The 24,936-nt window shown below is 46.8% G+C and carries 20 protein-coding genes; 15 read left to right on the top strand and 5 right to left on the bottom strand.

Features of this window, described 5'->3' with window-relative positions; translation table 11 throughout:
- The first annotated feature begins 5 nt into the window (after nucleotides 1–5).
- The 3 genes from PPA03S_RS03845 to PPA03S_RS03835 all read left to right on the top strand — a co-directional run bounded on the left by PPA03S_RS03845 (nucleotide 6) and on the right by PPA03S_RS03835 (nucleotide 7,532).
- Nucleotides 6–1,766, top strand: a complete 1,761-nt coding sequence (locus PPA03S_RS03845) for a sensor histidine kinase (RefSeq protein WP_062320047.1) — start codon at nucleotides 6–8, stop codon at nucleotides 1,764–1,766.
- Nucleotides 1,767–1,956: 190 nt separating this feature from the next.
- On the top strand, nucleotides 1,957–4,785 hold the full coding sequence (locus tag PPA03S_RS03840; protein WP_062320045.1) for an endo-1,4-beta-xylanase: 2,829 nt from the start codon (nucleotides 1,957–1,959) through the stop codon (nucleotides 4,783–4,785).
- A gap of 293 nt (nucleotides 4,786–5,078) precedes the next feature.
- Nucleotides 5,079–7,532, top strand: a complete 2,454-nt coding sequence (locus PPA03S_RS03835) for an EAL domain-containing protein (RefSeq protein WP_326100174.1) — start codon at nucleotides 5,079–5,081, stop codon at nucleotides 7,530–7,532.
- 108 nt (nucleotides 7,533–7,640) lie between these two features.
- Here the strand turns inward: PPA03S_RS03835 and PPA03S_RS03830 are convergent, their stop codons facing one another.
- Nucleotides 7,641–9,077: a SpoVR family protein gene (locus PPA03S_RS03830; RefSeq protein WP_062320041.1), complete on the bottom strand. Its 1,437-nt coding sequence runs from the start codon at nucleotides 9,075–9,077 to the stop codon at nucleotides 7,641–7,643.
- Nucleotides 9,074–10,240: a sporulation protein YhbH gene (gene yhbH, locus PPA03S_RS03825; RefSeq protein WP_062320039.1), complete on the bottom strand. Its 1,167-nt coding sequence runs from the start codon at nucleotides 10,238–10,240 to the stop codon at nucleotides 9,074–9,076. The genes PPA03S_RS03830 and yhbH overlap by 4 nt, the downstream gene beginning before the upstream one ends.
- Nucleotides 10,241–10,502: 262 nt before the next feature.
- On the opposite strand from yhbH, the gene PPA03S_RS03820 reads away from it, so the two are divergent.
- From PPA03S_RS03820 to PPA03S_RS03785, 9 genes are all read left to right on the top strand, one after another.
- Nucleotides 10,503–11,837: an MFS transporter gene (locus PPA03S_RS03820; protein ID WP_062320037.1), complete on the top strand. Its 1,335-nt coding sequence runs from the start codon at nucleotides 10,503–10,505 to the stop codon at nucleotides 11,835–11,837.
- A 349-nt stretch (nucleotides 11,838–12,186) separates the two neighbouring features.
- The gene (locus PPA03S_RS03815; RefSeq protein ID WP_062320035.1) at nucleotides 12,187–13,455 is read left to right on the top strand and encodes a sulfotransferase family protein; all 1,269 of its coding nucleotides are present in this window, start codon (nucleotides 12,187–12,189) and stop codon (nucleotides 13,453–13,455) included.
- Nucleotides 13,452–15,383 carry an asparagine synthase-related protein gene (locus tag PPA03S_RS03810; protein WP_062320033.1) on the top strand — a complete coding sequence of 644 codons (1,932 nt, stop codon included), beginning with the start codon at nucleotides 13,452–13,454 and terminating at the stop codon, nucleotides 15,381–15,383. The genes PPA03S_RS03815 and PPA03S_RS03810 overlap by 4 nt, the downstream gene beginning before the upstream one ends.
- Before the next feature lie 83 nt (nucleotides 15,384–15,466).
- Nucleotides 15,467–15,601 carry a paeninodin family lasso peptide gene (locus PPA03S_RS32730; protein WP_157283957.1) on the top strand — a complete coding sequence of 45 codons (135 nt, stop codon included), beginning with the start codon at nucleotides 15,467–15,469 and terminating at the stop codon, nucleotides 15,599–15,601.
- Nucleotides 15,602–15,746: 145 nt separating this feature from the next.
- Entirely contained in the window at nucleotides 15,747–16,694 is a 948-nt protein-coding gene (locus PPA03S_RS03805; RefSeq protein ID WP_062320031.1) for a hypothetical protein, read from the top strand.
- Nucleotides 16,691–16,990 (top strand): lasso peptide biosynthesis PqqD family chaperone, encoded by a 300-nt coding sequence (locus PPA03S_RS03800; RefSeq protein WP_062320029.1) that lies wholly within the window; start codon nucleotides 16,691–16,693, stop codon nucleotides 16,988–16,990. Before PPA03S_RS03805 ends, PPA03S_RS03800 begins: the two co-directional genes overlap by 4 nt.
- A 4-nt stretch (nucleotides 16,991–16,994) precedes the next feature.
- Entirely contained in the window at nucleotides 16,995–17,477 is a 483-nt protein-coding gene (locus tag PPA03S_RS03795; RefSeq protein ID WP_062320027.1) for a lasso peptide biosynthesis B2 protein, read from the top strand.
- Nucleotides 17,467–18,657, top strand: coding sequence for a nucleotidyltransferase domain-containing protein (locus tag PPA03S_RS03790; RefSeq protein ID WP_062320025.1), 1,191 nt, complete (start codon nucleotides 17,467–17,469; stop codon nucleotides 18,655–18,657). The genes PPA03S_RS03795 and PPA03S_RS03790 overlap by 11 nt, the downstream gene beginning before the upstream one ends.
- A 12-nt stretch (nucleotides 18,658–18,669) precedes the next feature.
- Nucleotides 18,670–20,505 carry an ABC transporter ATP-binding protein gene (locus PPA03S_RS03785; RefSeq protein WP_062320654.1) on the top strand — a complete coding sequence of 612 codons (1,836 nt, stop codon included), beginning with the start codon at nucleotides 18,670–18,672 and terminating at the stop codon, nucleotides 20,503–20,505.
- A 112-nt stretch (nucleotides 20,506–20,617) separates the two neighbouring features.
- On the opposite strand, the gene cysC is transcribed toward PPA03S_RS03785, so the two are convergent.
- Entirely contained in the window at nucleotides 20,618–21,256 is a 639-nt protein-coding gene (gene cysC / locus PPA03S_RS03780) for an adenylyl-sulfate kinase (protein WP_062320024.1), read from the bottom strand.
- A 149-nt stretch (nucleotides 21,257–21,405) separates the two neighbouring features.
- On the opposite strand from cysC, the gene PPA03S_RS03775 reads away from it, so the two are divergent.
- Both PPA03S_RS03775 and pdaA read left to right on the top strand, forming a co-directional pair.
- A complete protein-coding gene (locus PPA03S_RS03775) occupies nucleotides 21,406–21,804 on the top strand; it encodes a hypothetical protein (protein WP_062320022.1) in 399 nt (132 codons plus the stop codon).
- A 154-nt stretch (nucleotides 21,805–21,958) separates the two neighbouring features.
- Complete coding sequence (gene pdaA, locus PPA03S_RS03770; protein ID WP_062320652.1) at nucleotides 21,959–22,738, top strand: delta-lactam-biosynthetic de-N-acetylase; 780 nt, start codon at nucleotides 21,959–21,961, stop codon at nucleotides 22,736–22,738.
- A gap of 61 nt (nucleotides 22,739–22,799) precedes the next feature.
- Here pdaA and PPA03S_RS03765 read toward each other — a convergent pair whose 3' ends face one another.
- Entirely contained in the window at nucleotides 22,800–23,648 is an 849-nt protein-coding gene (locus tag PPA03S_RS03765; protein WP_062320021.1) for a DegV family protein, read from the bottom strand.
- 37 nt (nucleotides 23,649–23,685) lie between these two features.
- Nucleotides 23,686–24,156 carry a hypothetical protein gene (locus PPA03S_RS03760; RefSeq protein ID WP_062320019.1) on the bottom strand — a complete coding sequence of 157 codons (471 nt, stop codon included), beginning with the start codon at nucleotides 24,154–24,156 and terminating at the stop codon, nucleotides 23,686–23,688.
- 278 nt (nucleotides 24,157–24,434) lie between these two features.
- Between PPA03S_RS03760 and PPA03S_RS03755 the strand changes: the two genes are divergently transcribed.
- A complete protein-coding gene (locus tag PPA03S_RS03755; protein ID WP_062320016.1) occupies nucleotides 24,435–24,821 on the top strand; it encodes a DUF423 domain-containing protein in 387 nt (128 codons plus the stop codon).
- The last annotated feature ends 115 nt before the right edge of the window (nucleotides 24,822–24,936 follow it).

Genomic DNA, 24,936 nt, shown 5'->3' with positions numbered 1-24,936 from the left:
CGGCCGTGAAGCGGAATTTCCTCAGCAATATCCGTCTGCGAGACAAAATGCTGATTCTATATGTCTTTTTTGTTCTTATACCGGTCATTTTCAGTAATGTGATTTTCTATCAGGTGACGACGGCGAACGTCAAATCACAACGCATGTCCGATTTGTCCAAGGCTATGGAGCAGGTGCGTACCAATTTTACTGGTGAAATTCGCAATGCGGTCGATATCTCATCCAGCTTGTACACGGATATTCTGTTGACTGACATGCTCGACACGGAGTATGCCCATCCGATCCAGTATGTTGAGGCCTATGCTCTGTATCTCCGCAAAATTCTGAATACGTACCATTCTGGTTTTCATTCGATTCAGGGACTGACCATCTATGTAGATAATACAACCGTGCTGCCCTCCGGGGGAGTCGAGTTTCTGGACGAGAAGGTAAGGCGATCCGAGGCTTATCGGCAGCTGACAGTCGGCCCGCAATTTTCCCCCATTTTTATGCGATGGAGTCCTGGAGGAACTCAGCAAACCTTCAGCATACTCCGCAAGCTGGACTATTATGCTGCCAATCCTGGGTGGAAGGAGAAATTCGTTCGGCTGGACCTGAAAACGTCAACGATCCGCCAAATTTTCACGAATATCACGATTCCAGGGCGGTTGTTTCTGGTCAACTCAGCAGACACAGTAGATTACACGACCGATTCGGATGTGCCATGGACAAGTCAGACTGTGGCGTACAGCGACATCGGGAGTCAATTAAGGAAACATGAATTTGAGATGGTCTATCCACTGTCCGGGGAACTGACGGGATGGAAAATAGTTGGTTTATTTGATGAAACGGAAATTTACAGAGAACTGAGGCAACCGCTTCATCTGGTCATCCTGCTGGCTTGTTTGAATATTATTCTGCCCACCTTGATTATTATTTGGACGACACGAAACATCCATGTGAGGCTTGCGCGTGTGCTGGAGCATATGAAAAAAGTCAAGCTTCAACGATTCGAGCCCATTCGACAGCCGGAAACATCGGATGAGATTGGTCAGCTCACGGCCGAGTTTAATCGCATGACGATGACCATTCACCGCTTGATTAATGATGTGTATGTCGCAGATATTCAACATAAAAATCTGGAGCTGCAGCGGCGTCATGCCCAGTTAAATGCGTTACAAAGTCAGATTAATCCACATTTTCTGTTTAACGCGCTGGAGACCATCCGCATGCGAAGCCTGATGAAGGATGAGGATGAGACAGCAAGAATTATCCAGTATATGGCCAAAATTTTTCGAAATGCCCTGACCTGGAATCGTGACAGGGTTAGCGTAAAGGAAGAGCTTGAGTATGTGACCTGTTTTATCGAAATACAGAAATATCGGTTCGGGCACAAGATGGATTATTCCATTGAACTGGACCCGGAAGCTGGCCAATGTTTCATTCCCAAGATGACACTATTGCCATTTGTCGAGAACGCCAGCATTCATGGCATTGAACCTCTCAAGGAGGGGGGAGAGATACGGCTTCGCATTAAACGCATAGCGAATCAACTCATCTGTGTTGTGGAAGATACGGGAGCAGGTATGACGGAGGAAAAGAGAAAACAGCTGCTAGCTTATGTGCAAACGGAGGATTCGATGGGGGACCGTGTGGGAGTACAAAATGTGATCTATCGGTTGAAGTTGATCTATGATAACCGTTTCCACATCCGATTCGACAGTACCCTTGGTAAAGGCACACGTGTGGAGATCGTTATACCATTAGAGGAGCCAGGAATGGAATAGAATCTCTAAAGATTTTGGAGCAAGATCTATAGTTTAACGGGTAAACAAAGTTTGCTGGCAATCGTATAATGAAAGTGCTTACAAATTTTCCGATCATTAAGTCTATCCAATCCTGCACAACGATCTTGTAAAGGGCTGACACATGACGGAGTAAGGGGTTAGTCTAACAAACAACCAAGGAGGAGATCGGATGCATAAGAGAAAATGGTGGAGCTTGGGGTTAGCTGCTGTACTGCTCTTCAGTCTGTTGCCGGGTATAGGTGCAGGAGGGACACGTGCACAGGCAGCTGCGGACGTTGAGGCAGGGAATGGTGATCAAGCGCTGTTTGAGGCTCAATTTGAAGACGGTATATTGGGAAAATGGCGTGCACGCGCGAGTGAAAAACTCGATATTGTGACAGGAGTGGGTCACGACAGTACACGCAGTCTGAGAACCTCATCTCGTACCGAAACGTTCCATGGACCCTTAATTGAGGTACTGGACCATGTACAGAAAGGCAGCACGGTTCATATTTCATTTTGGGCCATGTACGATGAGGGGCCTGACAGTCAGGTCATTAACGGTTCATTGGAGAAAGAATACAATAAAGATGCTTCGAGTCTTGAGTATGCCACGTTCGCCTCCGCTACCCTGAACAAAGGACAGTGGAAAAAGATCGAGGCCGATGTGGTCATCCCTGGCGAAAATAGCGGCATCACCGGATTCCGGATGTATGCAGAGACCCCATGGAAAAAGTCGGAGGAAGTGACGCCAGCAGATACGATTTCCTTCTATATCGATGATGTTCTGATTACGGTTGCTGAGAAAATTGAAATTGAGCCGAATATTCCGAGTCTGGTTGATATCGTGGGACAACATTATGCACTGGGGGCTGCAATCGACCAGTCTGCACTGGACCCGGAAGACCAGCATTCCCGGTTGTTGACCAAACATTTTAACAGTATAACAGCAGGGAATTTTATGAAAATGGATGCGATGCAGCCTCAGGAGGGACAGTTTGTCTGGTCAGAGGCGGATCGGCTGGTGAACTTTGCCGAAGCCAATGATATGGAGATCAGAGGTCATACGCTGTTATGGCATAGTCAGGTACCGGATTGGTTCTTTACTGATCCGAATGATGCATCGAAACCTGCCACGCGGGAACAGCTGCTTGCACGGATGAAAACCCATATTCAGACCATCGTGAGTCGGTATAAAGGAAAGGTCCATACATGGGATGTCGTAAATGAAGTCATCTCGGACGGAGGCGGCTTGCGTAATCAGGCAAGTGGTTCCAAGTGGAGAGACATCATTGGGGATGTGGATGGCGACGGAGATGACAGTGATTACATTGAGCTGGCATTCCGATATGCCCGTGAGGCTGATCCCGATGCCGTACTGGTGATTAATGACTATGGACTGGAGGGCAGTGCAAGCAAACTGAATGATATGGTGAAGCTTGTAGAGAAACTGCTGGCTAAAGGCACACCGATTGATGCGGTTGGATTCCAGATGCATGTGTCCATGTACGGACCGGATGTGAAGCTGATTCGTGAGGCCTTTAACAAAGTTGCGGCTCTTGGTGTGAATGTACAGGTTACCGAACTGGACGTTTCGATCTATTCCAATTCTTCCGAGCAGGAGATGCCTGTTACGGATGAAATAATGCTGCAGCAGGCCTATCGCTACCGTGAACTATTTGATCTGTTCGATGAATTGGGGAAACGTGGTGTAATGGACAGTGTTACGGTCTGGGGACTTGCGGATGATGGTACATGGCTTGATAACCATCCTGTTAAAGGACGCAAAGATGCACCGTTATTGTTTGACAGGAAACTGAAAGCGAAACCGGCTTATTGGGCATTGGTGGACCCTACCACCCTTCCGATCTACCGTAATGAATGGACAGCGCTTAAGGCCAGCCCCTCATTCCCGGATCACAAAGGACAGGAAGATGTTCTCTGGAGCGCTGTGAAAGGGATTGATATTAATCATCTTGCAGAAGGTACATCAGAGGTTACCGGTGAGGCTAGAGTGCTGTGGGATACCAAAAAGGTGAATCTGCGAGTGGAAGTGAAGGATACTACACGTCGCAAAGGGGATCAGGTGCAGGTGTTCCTTGCGGAAGACACCAAGGATACAGTCGCTGAAACCTCTGCAGATGTTTCACTTGCCAAGCAGAATCATCCATCACCTGAGAATGGTCAGTATACGTTCAAACGTGAAGGCAGCAAAGGCAAGGATAAGAAGGTATACAGCGTACAGGAGACCAAAACGGGTTATGTCGTATATGCATCACTGCCTTTGTCAGCCTCTTTACTTACCGAAGGGAAAGTACTGTCCCTGGATTACCGAATTACGGATGAACATGCTGGTGGGCAGACAGCCACCATTGTTTGGAATGATATTTCCAACCAGCAGCCCGATAAGCCTGACAATCGAGGCAAATTGAAGCTGGGTTCTGCCCTGAAGCACACCAAGGTCACATATGGCAAACCCGTAGTAGATGGGAAAAAGGAAGGCATCTGGGAGAAGACAGCGTCAGTTAAGACGGATGTCTGGGTAATTGGGAATTCGGGCGCAACGGCGACTGCCCAGTTGTTATGGGATGAGAACTATCTGTATGTATTTGCAGATGTCAACGATCCGTTATTAAGTAAAGTGAGCAAAAATGCACATGAGCAGGACTCCGTCGAACTGTTTATCGACCCCAACCACAATCAGACCACGTACTACCAGGAGGATGACGCGCAGTACCGGGTTAACTTTGATAATGAATCTTCCTTTGGAGGAAATGCCTTGAAGGAACGATTCAAGTCGGCTGCCCGACTGACAAGTGGAGGATATGTTATCGAGGCGGCGATTCCTTTGGATCAAGTCCCTACAGGTAAGAATACATGGATTGGATTTGACCTGCAGGTGAACGACGATCATGCCGGGAATGGTCAACGAAGCAACGTATCCATCTGGAGTGATCAATCAGGCAATTCGTATCAAAATACATCCGGCTTTGGTAACTTGCTTCTGGTCCGAAAATAAGTGAATCAAAAGTGAATTTTGAAAGGAAATTTGTTCATATATGATATCCGTTTTTCTGGGAAAAAGTGTTGATTTTAAATGCCGGGACGTTTAGACTATATACATCTAAAATAACGGGTTTCTGATGTATGACTCCGGCTTATACAAGTCAGTGGTCACAAGACAAATGATGCGGAGGGAGTGCCTGTCATCCAGACAGCGCACTCGCTTCTTTTTTACATTTTTGCTTACATAGAAGGCATTTCCCGGTTGAAAGGACAGAATGAGTGGAGCACCTACATGGAACGTACAACTTGGAACTGGTTTTTTTATCTTACATTATTGCAGCTCTAGCTTCTTATGCAGCACTTGACCTAGCAGGCCGGGTGAGTCTGGCGAACGGCATGTCCCGAAATGTGTGGCTAACTTGCGGGGCAGTCTCCATGGGTTTGGGGATATGGTCCATGCATTTTGTGGGCATGTTGGCTTTTGTTCTTCCTATGCATGTGTCCTACTCCACTAAGGAGGTTGTTCTATCTGTTCTGCTTGCAATTATCGCATCTGGTGTAGCATTAAATATTGCAGGTCAGCAATCGGGGAAGATAAGCAAGCTCCTGATTGCAGGATTGCTCATGACTGCAGGCATAAGCAGTATGCATTATGTGGGAATGGCTGCCATGTCCATTCCGATTACATATAAGCCAGGCATCGTAGTGTTATCTATTCTGATTGCGGCGTTGGCTTCCTTTGCTGCATTGTGGCTCATGTTTTACTTTCGCCAGCGTCAGTCACAATATACTTGGATATATAAGATGGGCAGTGGACTCATTATGGGGCTGGGAATTTCGGGAATGCATTATATGGGAATGTCGGCCGCTCAATTCCATAATGCACATGGCACACATGATACCATGGCAGGTTCGATCAAGCAGATTGAGCCGTCCATACTGGCGTATCTGATCGCAGCAGGCACCTTTATAGCCTTGGGATTGACCCTGTTCGGCATATTTATTAATCAGCGACTGTCGCAGAAGGATCGGCGGATTCGTGAAAATGAACAGTGGTATCAGGCTCTGTACGACAACCATTCGGACGCTATTATTTCAGTGGACAAGCAGGGGGCTATCAAGGGAATTAATGCTGCTGTTACACGAATTACGGGCTACCAGGAGAAAGAGATTATACATCGTTCGATCGATGAAATTACACAGCATGTTGAAATATATGGGACGGTTGAAACGCATGGTGTGGTATGGGATGATGATAGACGCGACCAGCAGCATTTTATGGGGAAAATGAAAAATGTCCAGGGTCATGATCTTGATCTGAGTATTGCCGTCGTACCCGTACTGATTGATGGTAAACATCAGGGAAGCCACATTCTGATTAAAGATGTAACCGAGGAGAAGCAGGCTCAGGAAAGCATACGTCACCAGGCTTTGCATGATCCGCTCACGGGATTGCCGAACCGTCGCAAGCTGGACGAGGTATTGGAAGAAACAATCCATGCTTCAACGGCAGCAGGTTCCTCATTTGCTGTTATGGTAATGGATATCGACCGCTTCAAGATGATTAATGACTCATTGGGACATTCCGTAGGTGATTTGTTCTTAAGGGAAGTGAGTGGCAGAATTATGGATGCCATACAGGAATCCGATCCCCAAGCAGCAGATAATGTCATGCTTGCTCGTATGGGAGGCGACGAGTTCACCTTGGTTGTAACCAATGAGCAAGGATCGGAGATACGGGTGGCTGAACTTGCGAAACAGATTGTTGGCGCCATTCAGCTGCCATATCGATTAAAGGAAAATGACTTTTACGTTACAGCCAGTATCGGAATTGCCATGTATCCTGTTCATGGAACAGGATCAGACGCTCTGATGAAACATGCCGATTCAGCCATGTATGAAGTCAAGAAAAACGGCAAAAACGGTTATCAGTTCTATACCGCTCAATTGGATTCGGAATTATATGAACGAATTGAACTGGAGGGTTATTTGCGTAAAGCGCTGGAACGAGATGAAATGGTCCTGTACTACCAGCCCCAGATTCGTACAGAAGACAGCCGTATGATCGGTGTAGAGGCTTTGATACGCTGGAATCATCCGCTTAAGGGTGTTCTGGCTCCGAATGTGTTCATTCCAATTGCAGAAGAGACGGGCATGATTTACGAAATCGGGAATTGGACGCTGCGCGAAGCATGCAGACAGATGAAACTTTGGCACGCCAGTGGCGGACCGCTGATTCCGGTATCGGTGAACTTGTCCAGTCAGCAGTTTCATCAGTCCAACCTGGTGGAGCAGGTCAAAAATGCACTTGCGGAGACGGGACTTGATGCCACTTATCTGGAACTGGAGATTACCGAGAGTATGATGATGGACGCATCCGTATCTACAAGTATACTGAATGAGCTTACAGCGCTCGGGGTCAAAATCAGCCTGGATGATTTCGGGACGGGATACAGCTCGCTGAGTTATTTGAAGCATTTCCCCATTCATAAGCTGAAGATTGACCGCTCCTTTGTAACGGACATTACCAAGAGTCGAAGTGATCAGGCCATTGTAGCGACGATCATATCGATGGCACAGCATTTGAAGATGGACGTGATTGCCGAAGGGATCGAGACGAAAGGGCAGCTCGATATTCTGATGCAAAATGATTGCCGCGAAATCCAGGGGTATTATTTCAGTCGTCCATTACCGGCCAATGAAGTGGAACATGACTTTTTCGTGCCGCTTCGGATGCACGGCACTCCATCCGTTCTCTAATAATGCATGAAATGCCAAGCGGCAAGTCCCCGTCATATGTCAGGGACTTGCCGCTTTTTGGTGTTTTTATAAATGCTGAGAGCATGCTAAAGGAGTAGAAAAGGGTGATTATAGAAACTTGCGGTGATGCTTTTTGCCATCATATGTGAACCAGATCGGCTTATCCTCAACACGCGTTTCCACATGGACGGTACGTCCCCATAGGCGATACAGATACGGAAGGGTCCGCTCCATATATTTCAGATCCAGCTCGATGCCTTCATATTGATGTTTGAGCACGAGTTCTCCTGTGCGCAGATAGTCGGCATCCTGGACGACCAGATATGGAGAACCGCCGTTGATGCGTGAAAATACAAGTTGATCCCGTATGTTTTCCCAGGACTTGTCGGTAATTTTCCAGTCCGGGCCTTTTTTCTCGAATACATATAGGTCGAGGTCTTCGGTTAATTGCTTGGTCATGTAATTGCGGATAAACGAGGTATCAGAATCGAATTCGCGCACCTCGAACATTTTGGCACGACCCTGGCCCGGTTGACGTCCCCAGCGTTCCTGCTCCTCCCGGGAGGGATGATCCCAACGACGTTCAATATCCTCGAAAATTTTCAGTCCCAAATAATAGGGATTCAGACTTTGCTTGGATGGCTGCACGACCGAAGAATTCAGTTTGGCGAATTCAATTGTATCCTCACTGTTCAGATCGAGTTCACGTATAATGCGTTGATGCCAGTAGGAGGCCCAGCCTTCATTCATGATCTTAGTTTCCATCTGCGGCCAGAAGTATAACATCTCCTCACGCATCATGCTCATAATATCCCTCTGCCAATCCGTTAACACTTCGGAAAATTCCTGGATAAACCACATGACATCTTTTTCCGGTTCAGGCGGGAAGTGATGTACCTGAATTCCTTCTACAGGTGTTTCTTCATTCTGGACATCATCCAGTGACCACAGATCATCATAGCGACCTTCAGGTCGTGGTGGTTTCTCCCCGCGTTGTTCCCGCATTTTCATCTCCATATAGCGTTGTTTGTCCAAATGGCGGGGTTTAATCAGTTGGGGATCAACATGTTCCTGAATGGCGATGACCGCATCAATGAACGCTTCAACGGCCTCTGTTCCATATTCCATCTCATAGTTACTGATCCGATCAGCGGTGGCCGCCATGCTTTCGACCATATTGCGATTGGATTTGGAGAACCGGGCATTGTTCTTGAAGAAATCACAGTGCGCCAGCACGTGTGCGACAATCAGTTTGTTCTGGATCAGCGAGTTTCCATCCAGCAGGAAGGCGTAACAAGGATTCGAATTGATAACAAGTTCATAGATTTTACTGAGTCCAAAATCATATTGCATCTTCATTTTATGAAAAGTTTTTCCGAAGCTCCAGTGACTGAACCGGGTTGGCATCCCGTAAGCCCCAAAAGTGTAAATAATGTCTGCGGGGCATATCTCATAACGCATGGGATAATAATCGAGGCCAAATCCATCGGCAATCTCCATAATTTCAGCAATGGCGTATTCAAGATCGCGGATTTCATCTGTCATCCTACGCTGCCTCCTTCCCGTTTTTGGAAAAAGCTGCGCAAAGCTTTGTACACTTCGCCTTTTTCTTTGATCACATAATACATGAACTGGTCGATCTTGATATGGCGATAGGCGGACATCAGTGTACTGCTGCGGTTGTACTGGTTCACCTCGCCATATCCAAACATGTTGCTGCGCTTCATTAACTCACCAATCAGTTTGACACACCGCTCATTATCCGAGGTCAGGTTATCCCCGTCGGAGAAGTGGAAAGGGTAGATGTTGTAGCTGGAAGGAGGATAACGGCTGTCAATAATATCCAATGCCTTCATATATACAGAGGAGCAGATGGTCCCCCCGCTTTCGCCCCGGGTGAAAAATTCCTCTTCGGTCACTTCTTTGGCCTCGGTATGATGAGCGAGGAAAACAATCTCCACTTTCTCATACTGGCGGCGCAGGAAACGGGTCATCCAGAAGAAAAAGCTGCGGGCGCAATATTTTTCAAAGGAACCCATGGACCCGGAAGTGTCCATCATGGCGATGATGACCGCATTGGACTGTGGAATGATTTTGTCTTCCCATGTCTTGTAACGCAGATCATCCGGACTGATATGATGAATGCCTGGATTGCCTGTTGTGGCATTGCGACGCAGATTCTCCAGAATGGTGCGTTTCTTGTCAATGTTGGACTGCATGCCTTTTTTGCGGATATCGTTGAATACAACGGTATGTGTCTCGATCTGATCCTTGTCTTTTTGCTTCAGATCCGGAAGTTCCAGTTCGGAGAAAAGCATATCTTCCAATTCCTCGATACTCACCTCGGCTTCGACGATGTCATGCCCTGGCTGATCTCCGGCCTTTTCGCCTTTGCCTGGTTTCTGTGAAGCGGGATCACGTCCGATGACATCCCCGACCTGACTGTCACCATCTCCTTGACCCACATGTTTTTGCTTTTGGTAGTTATACACAAAACGGTACTCATCCAGGCTGCGGATTGGTACCTTAATGATTTGTTTTCCATCAGACATAATGATGTTCTCTTCGGTAATTAGATCAGGCAGATTCTGTTTGATGACATCTTTAACCTTTTGCTGATGGCGCTGCTGGTCCTGGTACCCTTTGCGGTGAAGCGACCAATCTTCCCGAGATACGACGAACGAGTAAGGCTGGTGTGAATTTGACATATAGGCACCCCCCATTGATTACGCGGCACAGTTTGGCCTGTCGGTAATTAAGTATATTCACGGGCGGGGACGATATGTGATGCATGCGTAGATAAAATGATACAATTACACGAGTTTCCCTTTTGGAGCCATCTGAATTGTAGAGATAGTCGTGAACTTTTTACAGAAATAATGAACAATTGTGACAATCTTCCTTTACAATAGGGACAGGCATTCACTCTGACATCCTTCGGAAGGATGTGTGCAAAAGGAAGGATACCATTTGGATAATCGGGCAGTTAAGGCATGGATTATGTATGATTGGGCCAACTCGGCCTATGCGACGACAGTTCTTGCAGCCGTTCTTCCCGTCTTCTATGCTTCAGTGGCCGCCGCCACCCTGGATGCAGATACTGCCGCATCGTATCTGGCGTATACACATTCCATGGGCATGTTATGCGTAGCGCTGTTAACACCCTTGCTGGGAACTTTAGCAGATTTATCGGGACGCAAGGGCGACTTTTTGCGAGTGTTCTCCATCATTGGCATCATCGCTACGCTCGGGTTCAGCTTTATCGGAGAGGGCGACTATATACTGGCTTCTGCTCTGCTGGTCATTTCAACGATCGGTTTTGCAGGGGGCAATACCTTCTACGATGCAATGCTGCCTGATCTGGTATCCCCCGACCGAAGGGACTTGATCTCATCCAAAGGGTATGCCTATGGTTATATGGGGGGCGGGTTGCTGCTTGCAGTCAATCTGCTGATGATTCAACAGCCCGGTTGGTTTGGAATGGGCAGTACACTTGCCGGAACAAGACTTGCCTTTATCTCTGTCGCGCTGTGGTGGCTGGTGTTCTCCATTCCTATATTTCGCCATGCTGAGCGTCGGCCTGCTGCACCGGATATGCCCGGTTCGTGGAAAGGATCTGCGAGGGTGGGCATGCGCAGACTTCGCCAAACCTTTAGTCAGATCCGGCGTTTTCCCCAATTGATGCGTATGTTGGTCGCTTTCTGGTTTTTTAACGACGGAATCAATACGATTATCCTGATGGCAACGATCTATGGCACAAGCATTGGAATTGGGACCGCCGATCTGATGTTCGCTTTACTGCTTACCCAGTTTATCGGTTACCCTTGCACGTTGATGATGGGTGCATGGGCACAACGTTCGGGAGCGAAGCGAATATTAATGGCGAGCTTGTCCATCTACATATGCATCGTGATCTTGGGCTATTTTATGACGGATGCCATTCATTTCTATCTGCTTGCCGGACTGGTAGGTGTAGTACAGGGCATAAGTCAATCGACAGCACGTTCCCTGTTCAGTAATCTGATGCCTGCCGGCAGAACAGGAGAGTATTTTGGGTTCGTCAATATTACCGGGAAATTTTCTTCCATTTTTGGACCGTTTGTATTTGGGTGGGTAGGTCAAATCACAGGTTCAACCCGGTGGGGCATTCTGTCTCTAATTTTCTTTTTCGTTGCAGGAATTGCAGTATTGTTGACCGTCAAGGTTCAGCAGGGAATGTCCGATGCTACTCAGGCAGATCAGGCAGAACAGGATCTGAAGTATCGTATTTCATCAAAAGGGTCAAAAGTCAGTTCAATGCGATAAGTGGTTCATATAGAGGTGCAGCTAATGTTCCTCATTAATAATAGAAGCTCCGTAGGCCTGTTAATGTTAAACAGTTCTCGGGGCTTTTTCATGTTTATGCAACCTGTCATAAATCCAAAGAGCAATCGAATATGTATATAGTGCTTAAACGACAGATAGCCGAATAGAGTATAAAGAAAAATATTATGAAAAGGTGAAAATAAAAGATTGACATGATACATTTTGTATCATAGAGTAAAACTATGAATACATACCGTATCTAAAAGTTGTCGAAAGTATATAATCCATTTCTATAGATAGCTTTACCAAGTGCCACGCTTATTTTAATTTTACAGAGGAGAGGCTGCCATTGGTAGATGTTCAAGGTAACGGACTTGTCTTTTTACTCTGTGTACCTCGTAGTGGAAGTTCGCTATCCACCGTGATGCTACAAAATCACAGCCGGATTTTTGCCACGCAGGAAATGTGGTTTCTGATGAATCTTGTAGATTTGCAAAAGGCTGATTCCCGCCCCTATGGCGGAAGCGCGATCATCCGTCAGTTTTACAGCGCTATGGTGTCTGACGAAGGTTTTGAGAAGGCCTGCCGAAGCTTTGCTCTTGAAATTTATAACGGATTTCTGGAAGGAAGCGGTGCTGACTTTATCGTAGATAAATCTCCTCGTTACTATTATATGTTGGAGTGGTTGGATCGCTTGTTCCCACAGTCCAAGCGTATTCATCTCCAGCGTAATCCCCTTGCCATAGCTGCATCCTACAAAAAGGTAAATCGCCATACAGGAGAAGGCTTTGAACTGATTCATAGTTTGCAGAGTCCTAATCTCAATATGAAGGCAGTCGATCTTACGCTGGGTATGCTTCGATTGAATGATTATTTTGCGGAAAAACATGAGCATGCCTATGAAATACAGTATGAACAGCTTGTGTCCAGCCCTCAGGAAGAAATGGAGAAACTGTGCGGATTTCTTGGCATCGGATATGAACAAGGTATAGAGCAATATGGACGGTTTCTGGATAGTGCTAAATCCAACATGTTTTACAGTATGGGGGTCGGTGACCCGTTCTTGTCTTCCCATCAGGAAGCACATAAAGGTTCTGTTAACAACTGGAAAAACATACTTAATCCACAGGAAGTTGAAATGTACTGCCGCATAGTCGGTGCAGATCTGTTCCATCGGTTGGGATACAGTGAACAGTTGGAAGAGGCAGAGCAATGGACCGGTATCCGTTACGAAGCGAGCCCGGATCAGGATGTCATACAGCGGCTTACCCGTCAATTGTCTGAAGCAACCGGATGTAATTGGCAGGAAGGTTACCGGATTAAGCCTGTAGAGGTCATAAGGAACGAGCATCCCGGAAACAGGAATGATCGAGCAATGAATGAACCGGAAACACCTGACCCGACACTGGCAGCACTGGCAACGATCAGGCAGCTGGAAGCTGCACTGCGGGCAGCTGATAATCGGCTGGAGCGAGGATACACTGAGCGGGAACGATTGAAGGCACAGCTAGCATCTGCTCACAGCAAAATTCAGCGTATCAAATCCTGGATACCGTTCGGTCACCAGATCAGCGCCTGGGCTTCACAGCGCAAGATACTCCGGGGAGGAAAGTCATGAGCGCGATAGCAGGAATTGTTCATACCGATGGTCAGCAAGCGTTATGGGAGGACAGTTGGCGGCTGTACGCCAGTCTGGGACACGTTCCGGCAGATACAACGGGCGTGTGGAAGGGGAATGAAGCCTTCTTGAGTTGCCACGCCCAGTGGATTACACCGGAGTCGGTCAGCGAGCAATTGCCTTTGTATGATGAGGTAAGCGGTCTGTCGATCACGGCCGATGCCATTCTCGACAATCGGGAACAGCTGGCAGACCAATTGTCCATATCCAGAACGGAATTGGCGGGGTTGTCGGATAGTGAGCTGATCTTGAGAGCCTATCAACGATGGGATGAAAATCTGGCAGACAAACTGCTTGGTGATTTCGCCTTTGCGATCTGGGACGATCGCAAGCGCAGACTCTTTGCTGCCAGAGATATTACAGGCATGAGATCCTTCTATTTTCGACACGATGGTCCAAGGTTTGCCTTCTGTACATTAATGAAGCCATTGCTGCAGCTGGAGGGCGTACATAAAGAATTGGATGAAACTTGGTTATCCGAATTTCTCGCGATCCCTGACATGCATGATTCCGCGGATATTCATTCGACCGTCTATCGAGGAGTGAGCCAGCTTCCTCCTGCACATACGCTTAGCTTCAGGGATGGAAGGCTGGAACAGAAACAATACCATCGCTGGGATGAAGTAGAGCCGCTAAAGCTCAAGTCCGATGGGGAATATGTGGAGGCTTTCCGTGAGATATTTGGTCAAGCTGTCGCATCGCGTCTGCGGACACATAGACAGGTATCTGCGGCATTAAGTGGAGGCCTGGACTCTGGAGCGGTTGTTGGATTTGCCTCTGGAACATTGCGGAGCCAGGGAAAGAGGTTAAATGCGTACAGTTACGTTCCAGTACCTGATTTTACGGATTATACGTCAAAAACACTGCTAGCAGATGAACGTCCGTTTATTCAATCCACGGTTAATCATGTCGGTAATATTACAGAGAACTATCTCGATTTTGAGGGAAGAAGCCCTCTTAGTGAAGTGGATACTTGGCTTGATATTATGGAAATGCCCTACAAATACTTTGAGAATTCGTTCTGGATTCGCGGTTTCTATGAAAAAGCGAGCCAGCAGGATGCAGGTATTCTATTGACTGGAGCACGAGGCAACTTCACCGTTTCATGGGGACCTGCATTGGACTATTATGCCAGTTTGCTGAAAAGCGGACGCTGGTTCCGGTGGCTTCGGGAAATGCAGCAGTACAGTGAACGGACCGGGATGAAATTCTCGCGTATTGCTAAAATTACCGGACGAAAAGCATATCCGGAATGGTTTAAATCAATGTCCAAAGGAGCCGGCCAGCCCGCATCTGTGCAGCTCATTCATCCGGATTTTGCAAGGCGAACGGGTGTGTTGGATCGGCTCAAATCGATTATCGTGTTACAAGGCGGTGCTCAGGCCGATGCACTCAAAGTACGAGCAGAGAAGTTCAACAATCTGGCTATCGCGAACAAAAACGGCGCAGTAGCTACCAAATGCTCACTTCGTTATCGAGCATGGGAGCGAGACCCTACCAGTGACGCCAGAGTGATTCGCTTCTGTCTGTCCGTGCCGATTGAACAATATGTGAGTCAAGGGACGGACCGGTCCTTAATTCGTCGGGCTACCTCACCCGAGCTGCCTGATAAAGTGAGATTAAATCAGCGAGTACGCGGAGTCCAGCCTGCAGATTGGTTGCATCGCATGATTCCGAACTGGAATGCCTTTACGGATGAATTGCGCACGTTATGTTCTGACAGCCGGGTCGCTGGCATATTGAACACAGAGCGAATCCAATCAGCACTGTCCAAATTTCCCGATCCCCGGCCGGAGCTTGCTTCCCACCCGGACTTGCGGTTGATGATGCACAGCTTGATCGTATATCGATTCTTACGAAAGTTTTGATATGACAAGTGGAATGAATGACATGAACTGAAATAATGGCTCATTAATCCGTTGACTCATGAAGGGAGGTGAATACAATGCAAATGGAAAAGAAAGAATGGCAAGCACCTGCACTGGAAGTTCTGGAAGTAAACCAAACTATGGCGGGAACGGGTTACAGACAAATCGACTGGGTTACCGTTCATGATGCTGACATTTACGATCCGTCTACTTCCTAAGTAATTAAGCATTAACCTGTGCCATTATACTTAAAGGGCGGAAAGGCAACAAATCCATCTTTTCGCCTCCGCCCTTATATTTGAGCAATATGAATATAAGGGCTTTTTTTATATCCATGAAGAATTGCAAAGGAGGAGTCATTCATTGTTGCCTGTGCAGTATGAAGCTTATGGCTTGCGTTGGCTGAGCCAATTTCCATTGCCCGAACTCCAAATCGTGCAGGGCGGTACAGAATCAGATGCTGCCACTGTTGATGTACACATCCAGATAGCTGATTTAACATCACGTTGGAACGAGTGGGACGTGGGGAAAGACAACTTTGTTGCCCGGGATGGAAGTCTTTTTTTTCGAATTGAGGATATCGGTCTTTTTTTTATGGAACAGGGAAATAGAATCATAGTATCTCCTGAACCGGGAGCTGACAATAAAAAGGTACGATTATTTATCCTAGGCACATGTATGGCCGTCATTATGATGCAGCGCAGCATTTTGCCTCTACATGGAAGCGCAGTGGTCATTGATGGATGGGCGTATGCATTTGTTGGGCATTCCGGTGCAGGAAAGTCCACATTATCCGCAGCACTTGCTTCGCGTGGTTATCCGCTCTTGACGGATGATGTTGTGGCACTGACGTGGGATGCAGGCGGTAGAGCGATTGTATCGCCCGGGTATCCGCAGCAAAAGTTGTGGCAGCCCAGCCTGGACGGATTCGGCATGAAGGAACAGGATTATGCAACCGTGCATGCGGAGATTACGAAATACGCGATTCCTGTCCAGCACTATTTTCATGATAGATCTGTTCCGCTTGCTGCTGTATTTGAGCTTGATCCAAAGCCGGAGGAAGTACAAATACCCGTTCAGCTGATGGCAGTTGCCGGATTGGAACGCTTGCATATGCTTTGTTCTCATACCTTCCGTAGTGGGCTTGTCTCCAGACAAGGTCTGGCGCAGTGGTTATTTGAGACGGTTTCACGTTTGTCCGCAAGTATCGAAGTCTTCAGAATCACAAGATCAGGACCTGATTTTACTGCATTTGAGATGGCAGACCGGATTATCGATCATGTACGTAAAGGAGTGTATACAGGACAATGACAACAACTAAACCAATGAATGGCGAAGATTGTTTAATGCGCAAGGAAGGCAACCTGGTCAGTGATATGGGCGGAGAGAAAGTCATGATGAGCATTCATACCGGAAAGTACTATAACCTGGGCAGCACCGGTGGACGCATCTGGGATCTGCTGAGTGAGGAACAAACTTTGGCTGAGTTGGTAGAGGTGTTAGCCTCTGAATATGATATTGAACCAGCAGTATGCCAGGATCAGGTTGTACAATTTCTTGAGCATCTGACGCAAGAAGGTTTAATTGAAGTTACCCGCGGAGAATAGAGCGATGTTACGTAAAATAAAAGCTTATTTCTCGTTGCCACGTGAAATTCGTGGATTGGTGTGGGAGGCTTACATCCATCTTGGATGGGCACGAATCCTGAAGGCGATGCCCTTTGCCAAGATTGCTCCAGGTTTGGGTACACCAATGTACGAAACGCCGATGAGTGGACTTCAAAGAAATGAAGTGAAGACGATACGAAATATCTCCAAAGCCATACTGGTAGCCAGCAAATACACATTATGGGAAAGCCGTTGTCTGGTGATGGCTATTGCTGCGATGAAGATGCTGGAACGTCGTAAAATTGACAGTACTCTATATATGGGAACTGCACGGAATGAAACTGGACAAATGATGGCTCATGCCTGGCTGCGAAGTGGTAAATTGATCGTGACCGGAGCTGATACTATGGACCAATATACGGTTGTCGGCGTGTTTGGCAAACGATGTCCTGAGAAGGGATCTGGGGAGATTGTCTATGACACATGAATTTGAATACTATACAATCAATTTTCCGCAGGAGCTTAAGCTGATTTTGAGCATGATTAGAGGTGAACTCACAGATCTAGCCTCTGAGGATGTCAAAACGCGACTGCAGGGAACAGACTGGCAGCTCTTTTTGCGGCTTGTCTATCATCATCGATTGTACTCTGTTCTCTATCTGAAAATAAAAGATTGGAATTCAGCGATCATTCCCGCTTTTGTTGTAGAAAACCTGAGGCAGCAATATACGGCGAATACGTTCCGTATGTTACATCTGACTGCCGAGATGGAGCAGGTTTGTGGTGCTTTCCGCGAACGGGGCATTCGCAATATTACACTTAAAGGCCCTGCACTGGCTCATGATCTATACGGGGATATCTCATTGCGGACATCGAAAGATCTGGATATCCTCATCCCCTTTAATGACGTGGAGTCCGCTGAAGAGATCCTTGAATCACTTGGTTATGAATCCAAGGAAGGCAAGCGAACAGCTACCGTTTCCAGCTCGAAATGGCGGGAACATCATATTTGCTACAAACACCCGGTCAAGAGAACCCAAGTAGAGATTCATTGGCGTCTGAACCCGGATTCCGGAAGGGAAACCGATTTTGAACTATTGTGGAAACGAAGCCGATTCAGTTCCTACACCCAAACGCCCGTCCGTATGCTGGAAAGGGAGGATCTGTGGGCATACTTGGTGACGCATGGCGCAAGACATGGATGGTTCAGGCTGCGCTGGTTACTGGATATTGACCAGATGATTCGGAGCATGCCCCTGGACGTGAACAAAGTGGAACGACGCCTGAAAGCAGAAGGAAGGTTACCCATCGGTTCACAAGCTCTTCGCCTTGCCTCGGTATTGTTGAACACCCCTCTGGATGCCAATTATCTGGCTTTGTTGTCTTCTCACGAACGTGCGGGAGAGAAATTAGCCAGACGCGGCGTATTGTTCATGAATGAGATGATTGAAAGTCCGGCCGATGTGAAGAGTTATCGTTCCTATTTGTTTGCACTGCGCAGTACAAGGCAGAAACTGTTTTTCTTCATAGAGCGTTTATATCCAACTACCTGGGATGTAGATCAGCTGCCGCTTCCACGTTCATTGCATTTTCTGTATTTTCCATTACGTCCGTTTCTCTGGTTCTGGCGGCGAATAAAAAGGAACACGATGACGGAGAGGGGATAAGGATAACGCATGATTTCGGAACTGCAATTTTTTATGCGAAAGCTGCACCGGGTAACGGGTCCAGTGTTATATTGGAACCTTCTAGGTATGATCTGCATTAGTCTTATGGAGGGAATTGGCATTTATATGCTTGTTCCGATGTTAAGTCTCATTGGTGTTTTTGAGATGGGTTCTTCGAGTCTGCACTTACCCTGGGTTGCAGACCTATTAAATCGTATTCCCGAGAACGGTAGGCTGTTGTTAGTGCTGCTGACCTTTGTAGTCATCGTCTCTGGACAGGCGTGGCTTCAACGCCTTCAGACGATTCGAAACACTCGGATCCAGCAGCAATTTGTTCGAACGTTACGCATGGAAACCTACCGAGCCATCATAATGGCGCAGTGGTCTTTTTTTCTCCAAAAACGAAAATCCGACTTTAATCATATATTAACGACCGAGCTTGCGCGAGTTAGTCAGGGAACGAATATTTTGCTGCAAATGGCGGCTTCCTTGATCTTCACAGGCATTCAAATTGGTCTGGCTTTCTGGTTGTCTGCCAAGTTAACTACGCTTGTACTGATCTGCGGGTTGGCATTGTTTATTTTCCTTAGAAAGTTTGTGAAGCAGGCAAAACAAATCGGGGATCAGACGTCCGAATATTCCCAAAGCTACTATAATGGCATTACGGAGCACTTTAACGGGATCAAGGATATCAAAAGTAACATGCTCGAAAAATCACATATTAGCTGGTTTGAGCGCATATGTGGGCAGATTGAACGTAACGTGATTCAGTTCAGTCAGCTAAACAGTGGTACACAGCTGATTCACCGGGTATCGGCTGCTGTCATTATTGCAGCATTTATCTACTTATCCCTGCATGTGCTCGCTGTTCCTCCGGCAAGTTTGCTGCTCATTATCCTTATTTTTTCCCGGTTGTGGCCACGATTTACGTCCATTCAATCCAATCTGGAGTATATGAGTTCCATGCTGCCCGCGTTTCGGATTGTGAGGCAGCTGCAAATGGAGACGGCGAAAAGCCGCGAGATTGGTGGTAACGCCGTGGCTTCCGATGTAATAAATGATCAGGACTTGACGGCACCTGGTCCGCGTGAACCGTTGATTTTCAAGGAATCCATTGAGTGTCGGCGTGTCAATTATCGATATGAAGGCAGCGATACATACTCGTTGTATGAAGCGAATGCTGTCATTCCTGCAAAAGGCATGACGGCCATTGTAGGAAAGTCGGGCGCCGGAAAGAGTACAATGATCGATCTGATTATGGGACTTGTACGTCCAGAAAGTGGACAGATTCTGATTGATGGAGTGCCTTTGACCGAGGAGAGATTGCTGGCCTGGAGAAGTACCATTGGATATGTGTCTCAGGATCCTTTCCTGTTCCATACAAGCATTCGTGAAAACTTGCGCCTGGTGGATCCGGATGCCAGTGAAGAACAGATGTGGCAAGCATTACAGTTTTCTTCCTCTGCCACGTTTGTCCGCAAATTGCCACAAGGACTGGATACCCTGATTGGGGATCGGGGGATCCGGCTATCTGGGGGTGAACGTCAGCGTCTGGTGCTTGCCCGTGCCATGCTTCGGAATCCTTCTGTACTGGTGTTGGATGAGGCGACAAGTGCGTTGGACAGTGAGAACGAACAGCATATTCATGAGGCCCTGGAGCGGCTGAAAGGGCAAGTTACCATTATTGTCATAGCCCATCGACTATCCACGATTCGTACAGCTGACCGGGTCATTGTATTGGATGAGGGAATCGTTATCCAACAAGGGGGGTATCAGCAGTTGGCAGCTGATTCGGTAGGCACCTTCAGCAAACTGTTGAATATGCAGGCAGATGTAGTAGGGCAGTGAAACATCACCGCTAATCCGGGACTGTAAAATGCATTACACAAATGAAAAAGGCGCACCATTGAGGCTGCGCCTTTTATGTCTCTTTTAGTAACGATTGTCCGTAACCAACGATTTAATGAACCATAGCATTACTTACAGGATTTGTTAGCTTAAGGGCCCCGATCCGTTCCAGATGCTGCACGATTTCCTGCACGGCTTCATCAATGGACAACTCCTCGGTATCGATGACAAGGGAAGGGCTCTCCGGAATGTCATAGGGAGCAGATATTCCTGTGAAATGCGGAATGTCACCGCTGCGGGCTTTTTTGTAAAGACCTTTCGGATCACGCCGCTCACACTCTTCAATGGAGCAACGAACATAGATTTCAATGAAATCATCAGCTTCAAAGAGTTGTTTAACCATCTCCCGATCCTGTGCATGAGGTGAGATAAAGGCAGAAAGAACAAATAACCCGGCATCTACCATCAACTTGGATACTTCACCGATTCGGCGCAGATTTTCTTGCCGATCCTCCGCCGTGAAGCCAAGATCCCGATTCAGTCCATGTCGTACGTTATCCCCATCAAGGACATAACCATGAACTCCCTTTTCGTGCAGGTACTGCTCCAAAGCAAATGCTAGAGAGGATTTTCCTGCACCAGATAACCCGGTGAACCATAAGGCACAACTTCGATGTCCGTTATGTTTCTCCCGATCCTGTCTGTTTAAGCTGGATTGCTGCCAGGTAATGTTACGTTCTTCCTTCGACATGGATATCCCGCCTCTTCCTACTCATGATATGTATAATATTTTAACATATTTACAAGATTATAGCACCTTGTGAATTTGAACAATTTTAGCGTGAGTCATCGACATTTCGGGTATAGATGTAGTACATACATAGCAGGAGGAAGACCAACATGGACGATAACATACACAACATACAGGTTTATTTCCAATGCGCGGATTGCGGGCAGGACATTCGAGTAAGCTTTGCTCAGGAGCAAATCAGTGCAGTTCGTTGTTCAGAGTGCGGCCGGGCATATACATTGATGAAACCTACTATTGGTGACGAGATTTTGCTTGATTGGGAGCAAGAAGCCTTGTACCACAAATTGCGGGCAGATCGATCTGAACACGATAACCATAATATGTCTGCCTTGATTATTAAGGTTATTGAGCTGCTGACCTGGCGTGATAGCGGAGACGGGCAGACCCGCGCCATAGAAATGGTTCGAGAGTGGCTCGCTTCCAGTGGCAAACCTCAGACATTACTTGAATTGTTTCATCATCCTGAACGAGACCAAAAGCGATTTTGAATGAAGAGATGGGAGTGGGAGCCTACGGGTTCTTGTATGTGAAGTGATTTGTGATTCAAAATTACATACATCAGCTGTTCCTGTGGCATATTACCTGAAGGTGTTCGTGATGGAAACGACAAACCGAAATTTTCAGGAACAGGAGCGGATAGCCATGAAGCGAATGGTTCTTTACATGTTGCTGGCGATATTGACTTTCGGTATATTACCGGCACAGACTGAAGCATCGCCTATAAACGGAGCTTATCACTTTGGCTTCAAAAAAAGTCAAAACGGCCAGTTGCCTTCCATTGATCAGGAAGGGTTTAAACAGATTTTACAAAATAATGATGCCATCTTCCTGGGGGATACCAAACAGAAAGAATTGTACCTTACATTTGATAATGGTTATGAGAACGGGTTTACCCCAGCCATTTTGGATGTTCTTCGTGACAAGAAAGTACCCGCTGCTTTTTTTGTTACCGGACATTATCTGAAGGATCAGCCTGAACTGGTAAAACGAATGGCAGCAGAAGGGCATATTGTAGGTAACCATTCCTGGAGCCATCCCGATATGACCAGGGTTTCCAATGAGAAATTGAGAACAGAGCTTGATCAGGTTCGATCAGAGGTTAATCGGTTGACGGGTCAGCAAGCGACTTTTTTGCGGCCACCGCGCGGAATTTTCAATAACCGGACGCTTGCGGAGAGTCATGCCCAGGGTTATGTCAATGTATTCTGGTCCGTTGCCTATAAAGATTGGGATACCAAAGTTCAAAGAGGGGCAGACTACGCGCGTCAGCAAGTTTTGAAACAGCTGCATCCGGGTGCAGTCATTCTGCTTCATTCCGTCTCGAAAGACAATACGGAGGCCTTGGGCTCCATTATTGATGAGGCTCGCAAACAAGGATATGCATTCAAAAATTTGAATGATCTAAAAACGAAAAGTTACTAATATACGGCTTCAACATAAAGAAGGGCATCCCGAGCTATTATAGCCCAGGATGCCCTTTTACTTATAGAACCGTGTTATAAATGATTCCGATCGTTTTGGGACCACAGTGACTGCATATTACGCAGCCAGCTGTAGTTAACTCCACTCGTGCTCCTGTCTGCTCCTGCAGTGACTTCTGTAAACCAAGCGCATCTTCCTCAGCCATGGTATGGACGACAATAACGAGATCTGGATCGATCTGTTTCTTGTGGCTAAGTGTGTTTTGGAGCATTTGTTCGAGAGCTTTTTCGCGTTTGCCACGGACTTTGTACGCTGGTGACATTTTGCCATCCGCTACCCGAATGACCGGCCTTATTTTCAGCAGGCTGCCAATAAGGTTCTGCATACCAGAGCAGCGTCCGCCCTTATGCAGATACTCCAGTGTATCGATGACAAATTCAGTTCGGACATTCGGTTTAATCGCTTCAACGAGATGGGTGATTTCCCTGAGACTCTGTCCTTTTTCTGCTGCATGAACAGCCTTCATCACCATCAAAGCAATCCCGGAAGACAGATTCAGAGAATCGACGACAGAAATGCGTCCTTCCGGAAATTCAGAACTGGCCAATATCGCATTTTGGTATGTTGACGAAAGTTCAGAAGACAAGCTGATATATAAAATATCATGTCCTTGTTCTATGTAAGGTTGAAATGCCGTCAGGAAATCAGCAGGGGAAGGTGCTGCCGTTTTGGGAAGACGCCCGTCCCTGCTTACACGTTCATAGAGCTGCTCTGGCTTGATTTCAGCACCGTCCTTCAGTGATTCGTCACCAAATACGACATATAAAGGAATGATACCAATATCGTGCTGCTGGATCCATGCTGGGGCCAGATCACTTGTGCTGTCCGTGAAAATTTTGATTCGTGACATGTCATTCTCCTTTGGATACGAAAATTTGTATAAGCTTTTATATCATGTAGATGCCTGCAATAACAAGCCCTGCTGTGGCCAGAATCATGATCCCATTAAGCAACGTTCCGATAATGGCAAAGACCTTCTTCCGGTTCTTCAGAACAAGACCGATCACGCCTAGTATGAGTCCGGCCAGGTTAAGCACGAGACAAACAAGAATGGAGAGTGAAGCCAGAACGACAGCTGGATGCAGCGCTATTTCTTCCACTTGAATCGGTGTGGTTACAATGCCAATGGAGTTGTTTATAGCCAAAGTAGCCATAAAGATAGTTAATATGCAGCCAATGATTGAAACCAAACCAATCACGAAGCTTGCAATGCCAGGGCCGGAATGCTTGAGCCGATCCAAAGAACGATCTTCCGGTGCTGGTGGATAAGGCGTAAACGAATGGTCGGGATCTGAATGATCTGAGCCCGAGCCGGATGGATAAGAATTGTAGTTATTCTGGTTATGATGGTTGTCCATAAATGGTTTATCTCTCCCTTAGTTGTTGTCATGAATGTAATTAACCCCATCGGGATGTTATGATTCTCATCAGAGCATGTAGACACACCTTTTTACTTTTCCATAATTATCGATAAAAATCAAGGTTTTAAGCCAGTTTTCACCGTTTTCGAGGAAAAAGATGAACAAACTATATATAAGCAGACATATGCTTGCGCTCAGACACGGTAGCTCGCTGGTAAACACGACAAGGATTCGCTAAAATAATAGTGAGAGATTGAATTGAGGGAGAGAAGCACATGCAACGGAAATGGATGATGGTTGGTGCTGTATTGACGATGCTGTCTGTCGCAATAGGTGCATTTGGTGCCCATATGCTCAAGGATCAAATTGGAGCAGATGCCATAGCAGTGTATGAAACTGGAGTACAGTATCACATGATACATGCAATCGCACTGCTCATTATTGGTTTAACCGCAGGTCAGTTGGGACCGTCCGCCAAGCTTAAATGGGCAGCTCGCCTACTGTTCGTCGGAATTATCATTTTCTCGGGCAGTCTGTATGTCTTGAGTATTTCAGGTAATAAAATGTTGGGAGCAATCACACCAATTGGTGGAGTGGCCTTTATTGTTGGGTGGCTGTTATTGGCAATCGACGTATGGCAGCGGGGCAAAGATCGCTCTTAATCATCTTCAAGCCTGCGTATCTGCAAAACCTGTAATGTGCCATTTAGTTGTTACATGAAAGAACATCAGAAAAAGCAACTTGCGTAGGAAATGTGTGAAATTCCCTCGTAAGTTG

The organism is Paenibacillus pabuli NBRC 13638 (genome assembly GCF_001514495.1).
Classification (GTDB): Bacteria; Bacillota; Bacilli; order Paenibacillales; family Paenibacillaceae; genus Paenibacillus; species Paenibacillus pabuli.
The sequence above is the reverse complement of the archived record's forward strand: the minus strand, read 5'-3'. Positions and strand labels throughout refer to the sequence as shown.

What these genes read in the sequence shown, in the direction of transcription:
- pdaA (WP_062320652.1), top strand. Translation starts at nt 21,959, where the DNA reads ATGAAGCGAATGGTTCTTTACATGTTGCTGGCGATATTGACTTTCGGT.
- cysC (WP_062320024.1), bottom strand. Translation starts at nt 21,256, where the DNA reads ATGTCGAAGGAAGAACGTAACATTACCTGGCAGCAATCCAGCTTAAAC.
- PPA03S_RS03755 (WP_062320016.1), top strand. Translation starts at nt 24,435, where the DNA reads ATGCAACGGAAATGGATGATGGTTGGTGCTGTATTGACGATGCTGTCT.
- PPA03S_RS03765 (WP_062320021.1), bottom strand. Translation starts at nt 23,648, where the DNA reads ATGTCACGAATCAAAATTTTCACGGACAGCACAAGTGATCTGGCCCCA.
- PPA03S_RS03830 (WP_062320041.1), bottom strand. Translation starts at nt 9,077, where the DNA reads ATGACAGATGAAATCCGCGATCTTGAATACGCCATTGCTGAAATTATG.
- PPA03S_RS03800 (WP_062320029.1), top strand. Translation starts at nt 16,691, where the DNA reads ATGACAACAACTAAACCAATGAATGGCGAAGATTGTTTAATGCGCAAG.
- PPA03S_RS03775 (WP_062320022.1), top strand. Translation starts at nt 21,406, where the DNA reads ATGGACGATAACATACACAACATACAGGTTTATTTCCAATGCGCGGAT.
- PPA03S_RS32730 (WP_157283957.1), top strand. Translation starts at nt 15,467, where the DNA reads ATGGAAAAGAAAGAATGGCAAGCACCTGCACTGGAAGTTCTGGAAGTA.
- PPA03S_RS03840 (WP_062320045.1), top strand. Translation starts at nt 1,957, where the DNA reads ATGCATAAGAGAAAATGGTGGAGCTTGGGGTTAGCTGCTGTACTGCTC.
- PPA03S_RS03795 (WP_062320027.1), top strand. Translation starts at nt 16,995, where the DNA reads ATGTTACGTAAAATAAAAGCTTATTTCTCGTTGCCACGTGAAATTCGT.
- PPA03S_RS03790 (WP_062320025.1), top strand. Translation starts at nt 17,467, where the DNA reads ATGACACATGAATTTGAATACTATACAATCAATTTTCCGCAGGAGCTT.
- PPA03S_RS03760 (WP_062320019.1), bottom strand. Translation starts at nt 24,156, where the DNA reads ATGGACAACCATCATAACCAGAATAACTACAATTCTTATCCATCCGGC.
- PPA03S_RS03810 (WP_062320033.1), top strand. Translation starts at nt 13,452, where the DNA reads ATGAGCGCGATAGCAGGAATTGTTCATACCGATGGTCAGCAAGCGTTA.
- yhbH (WP_062320039.1), bottom strand. Translation starts at nt 10,240, where the DNA reads ATGTCAAATTCACACCAGCCTTACTCGTTCGTCGTATCTCGGGAAGAT.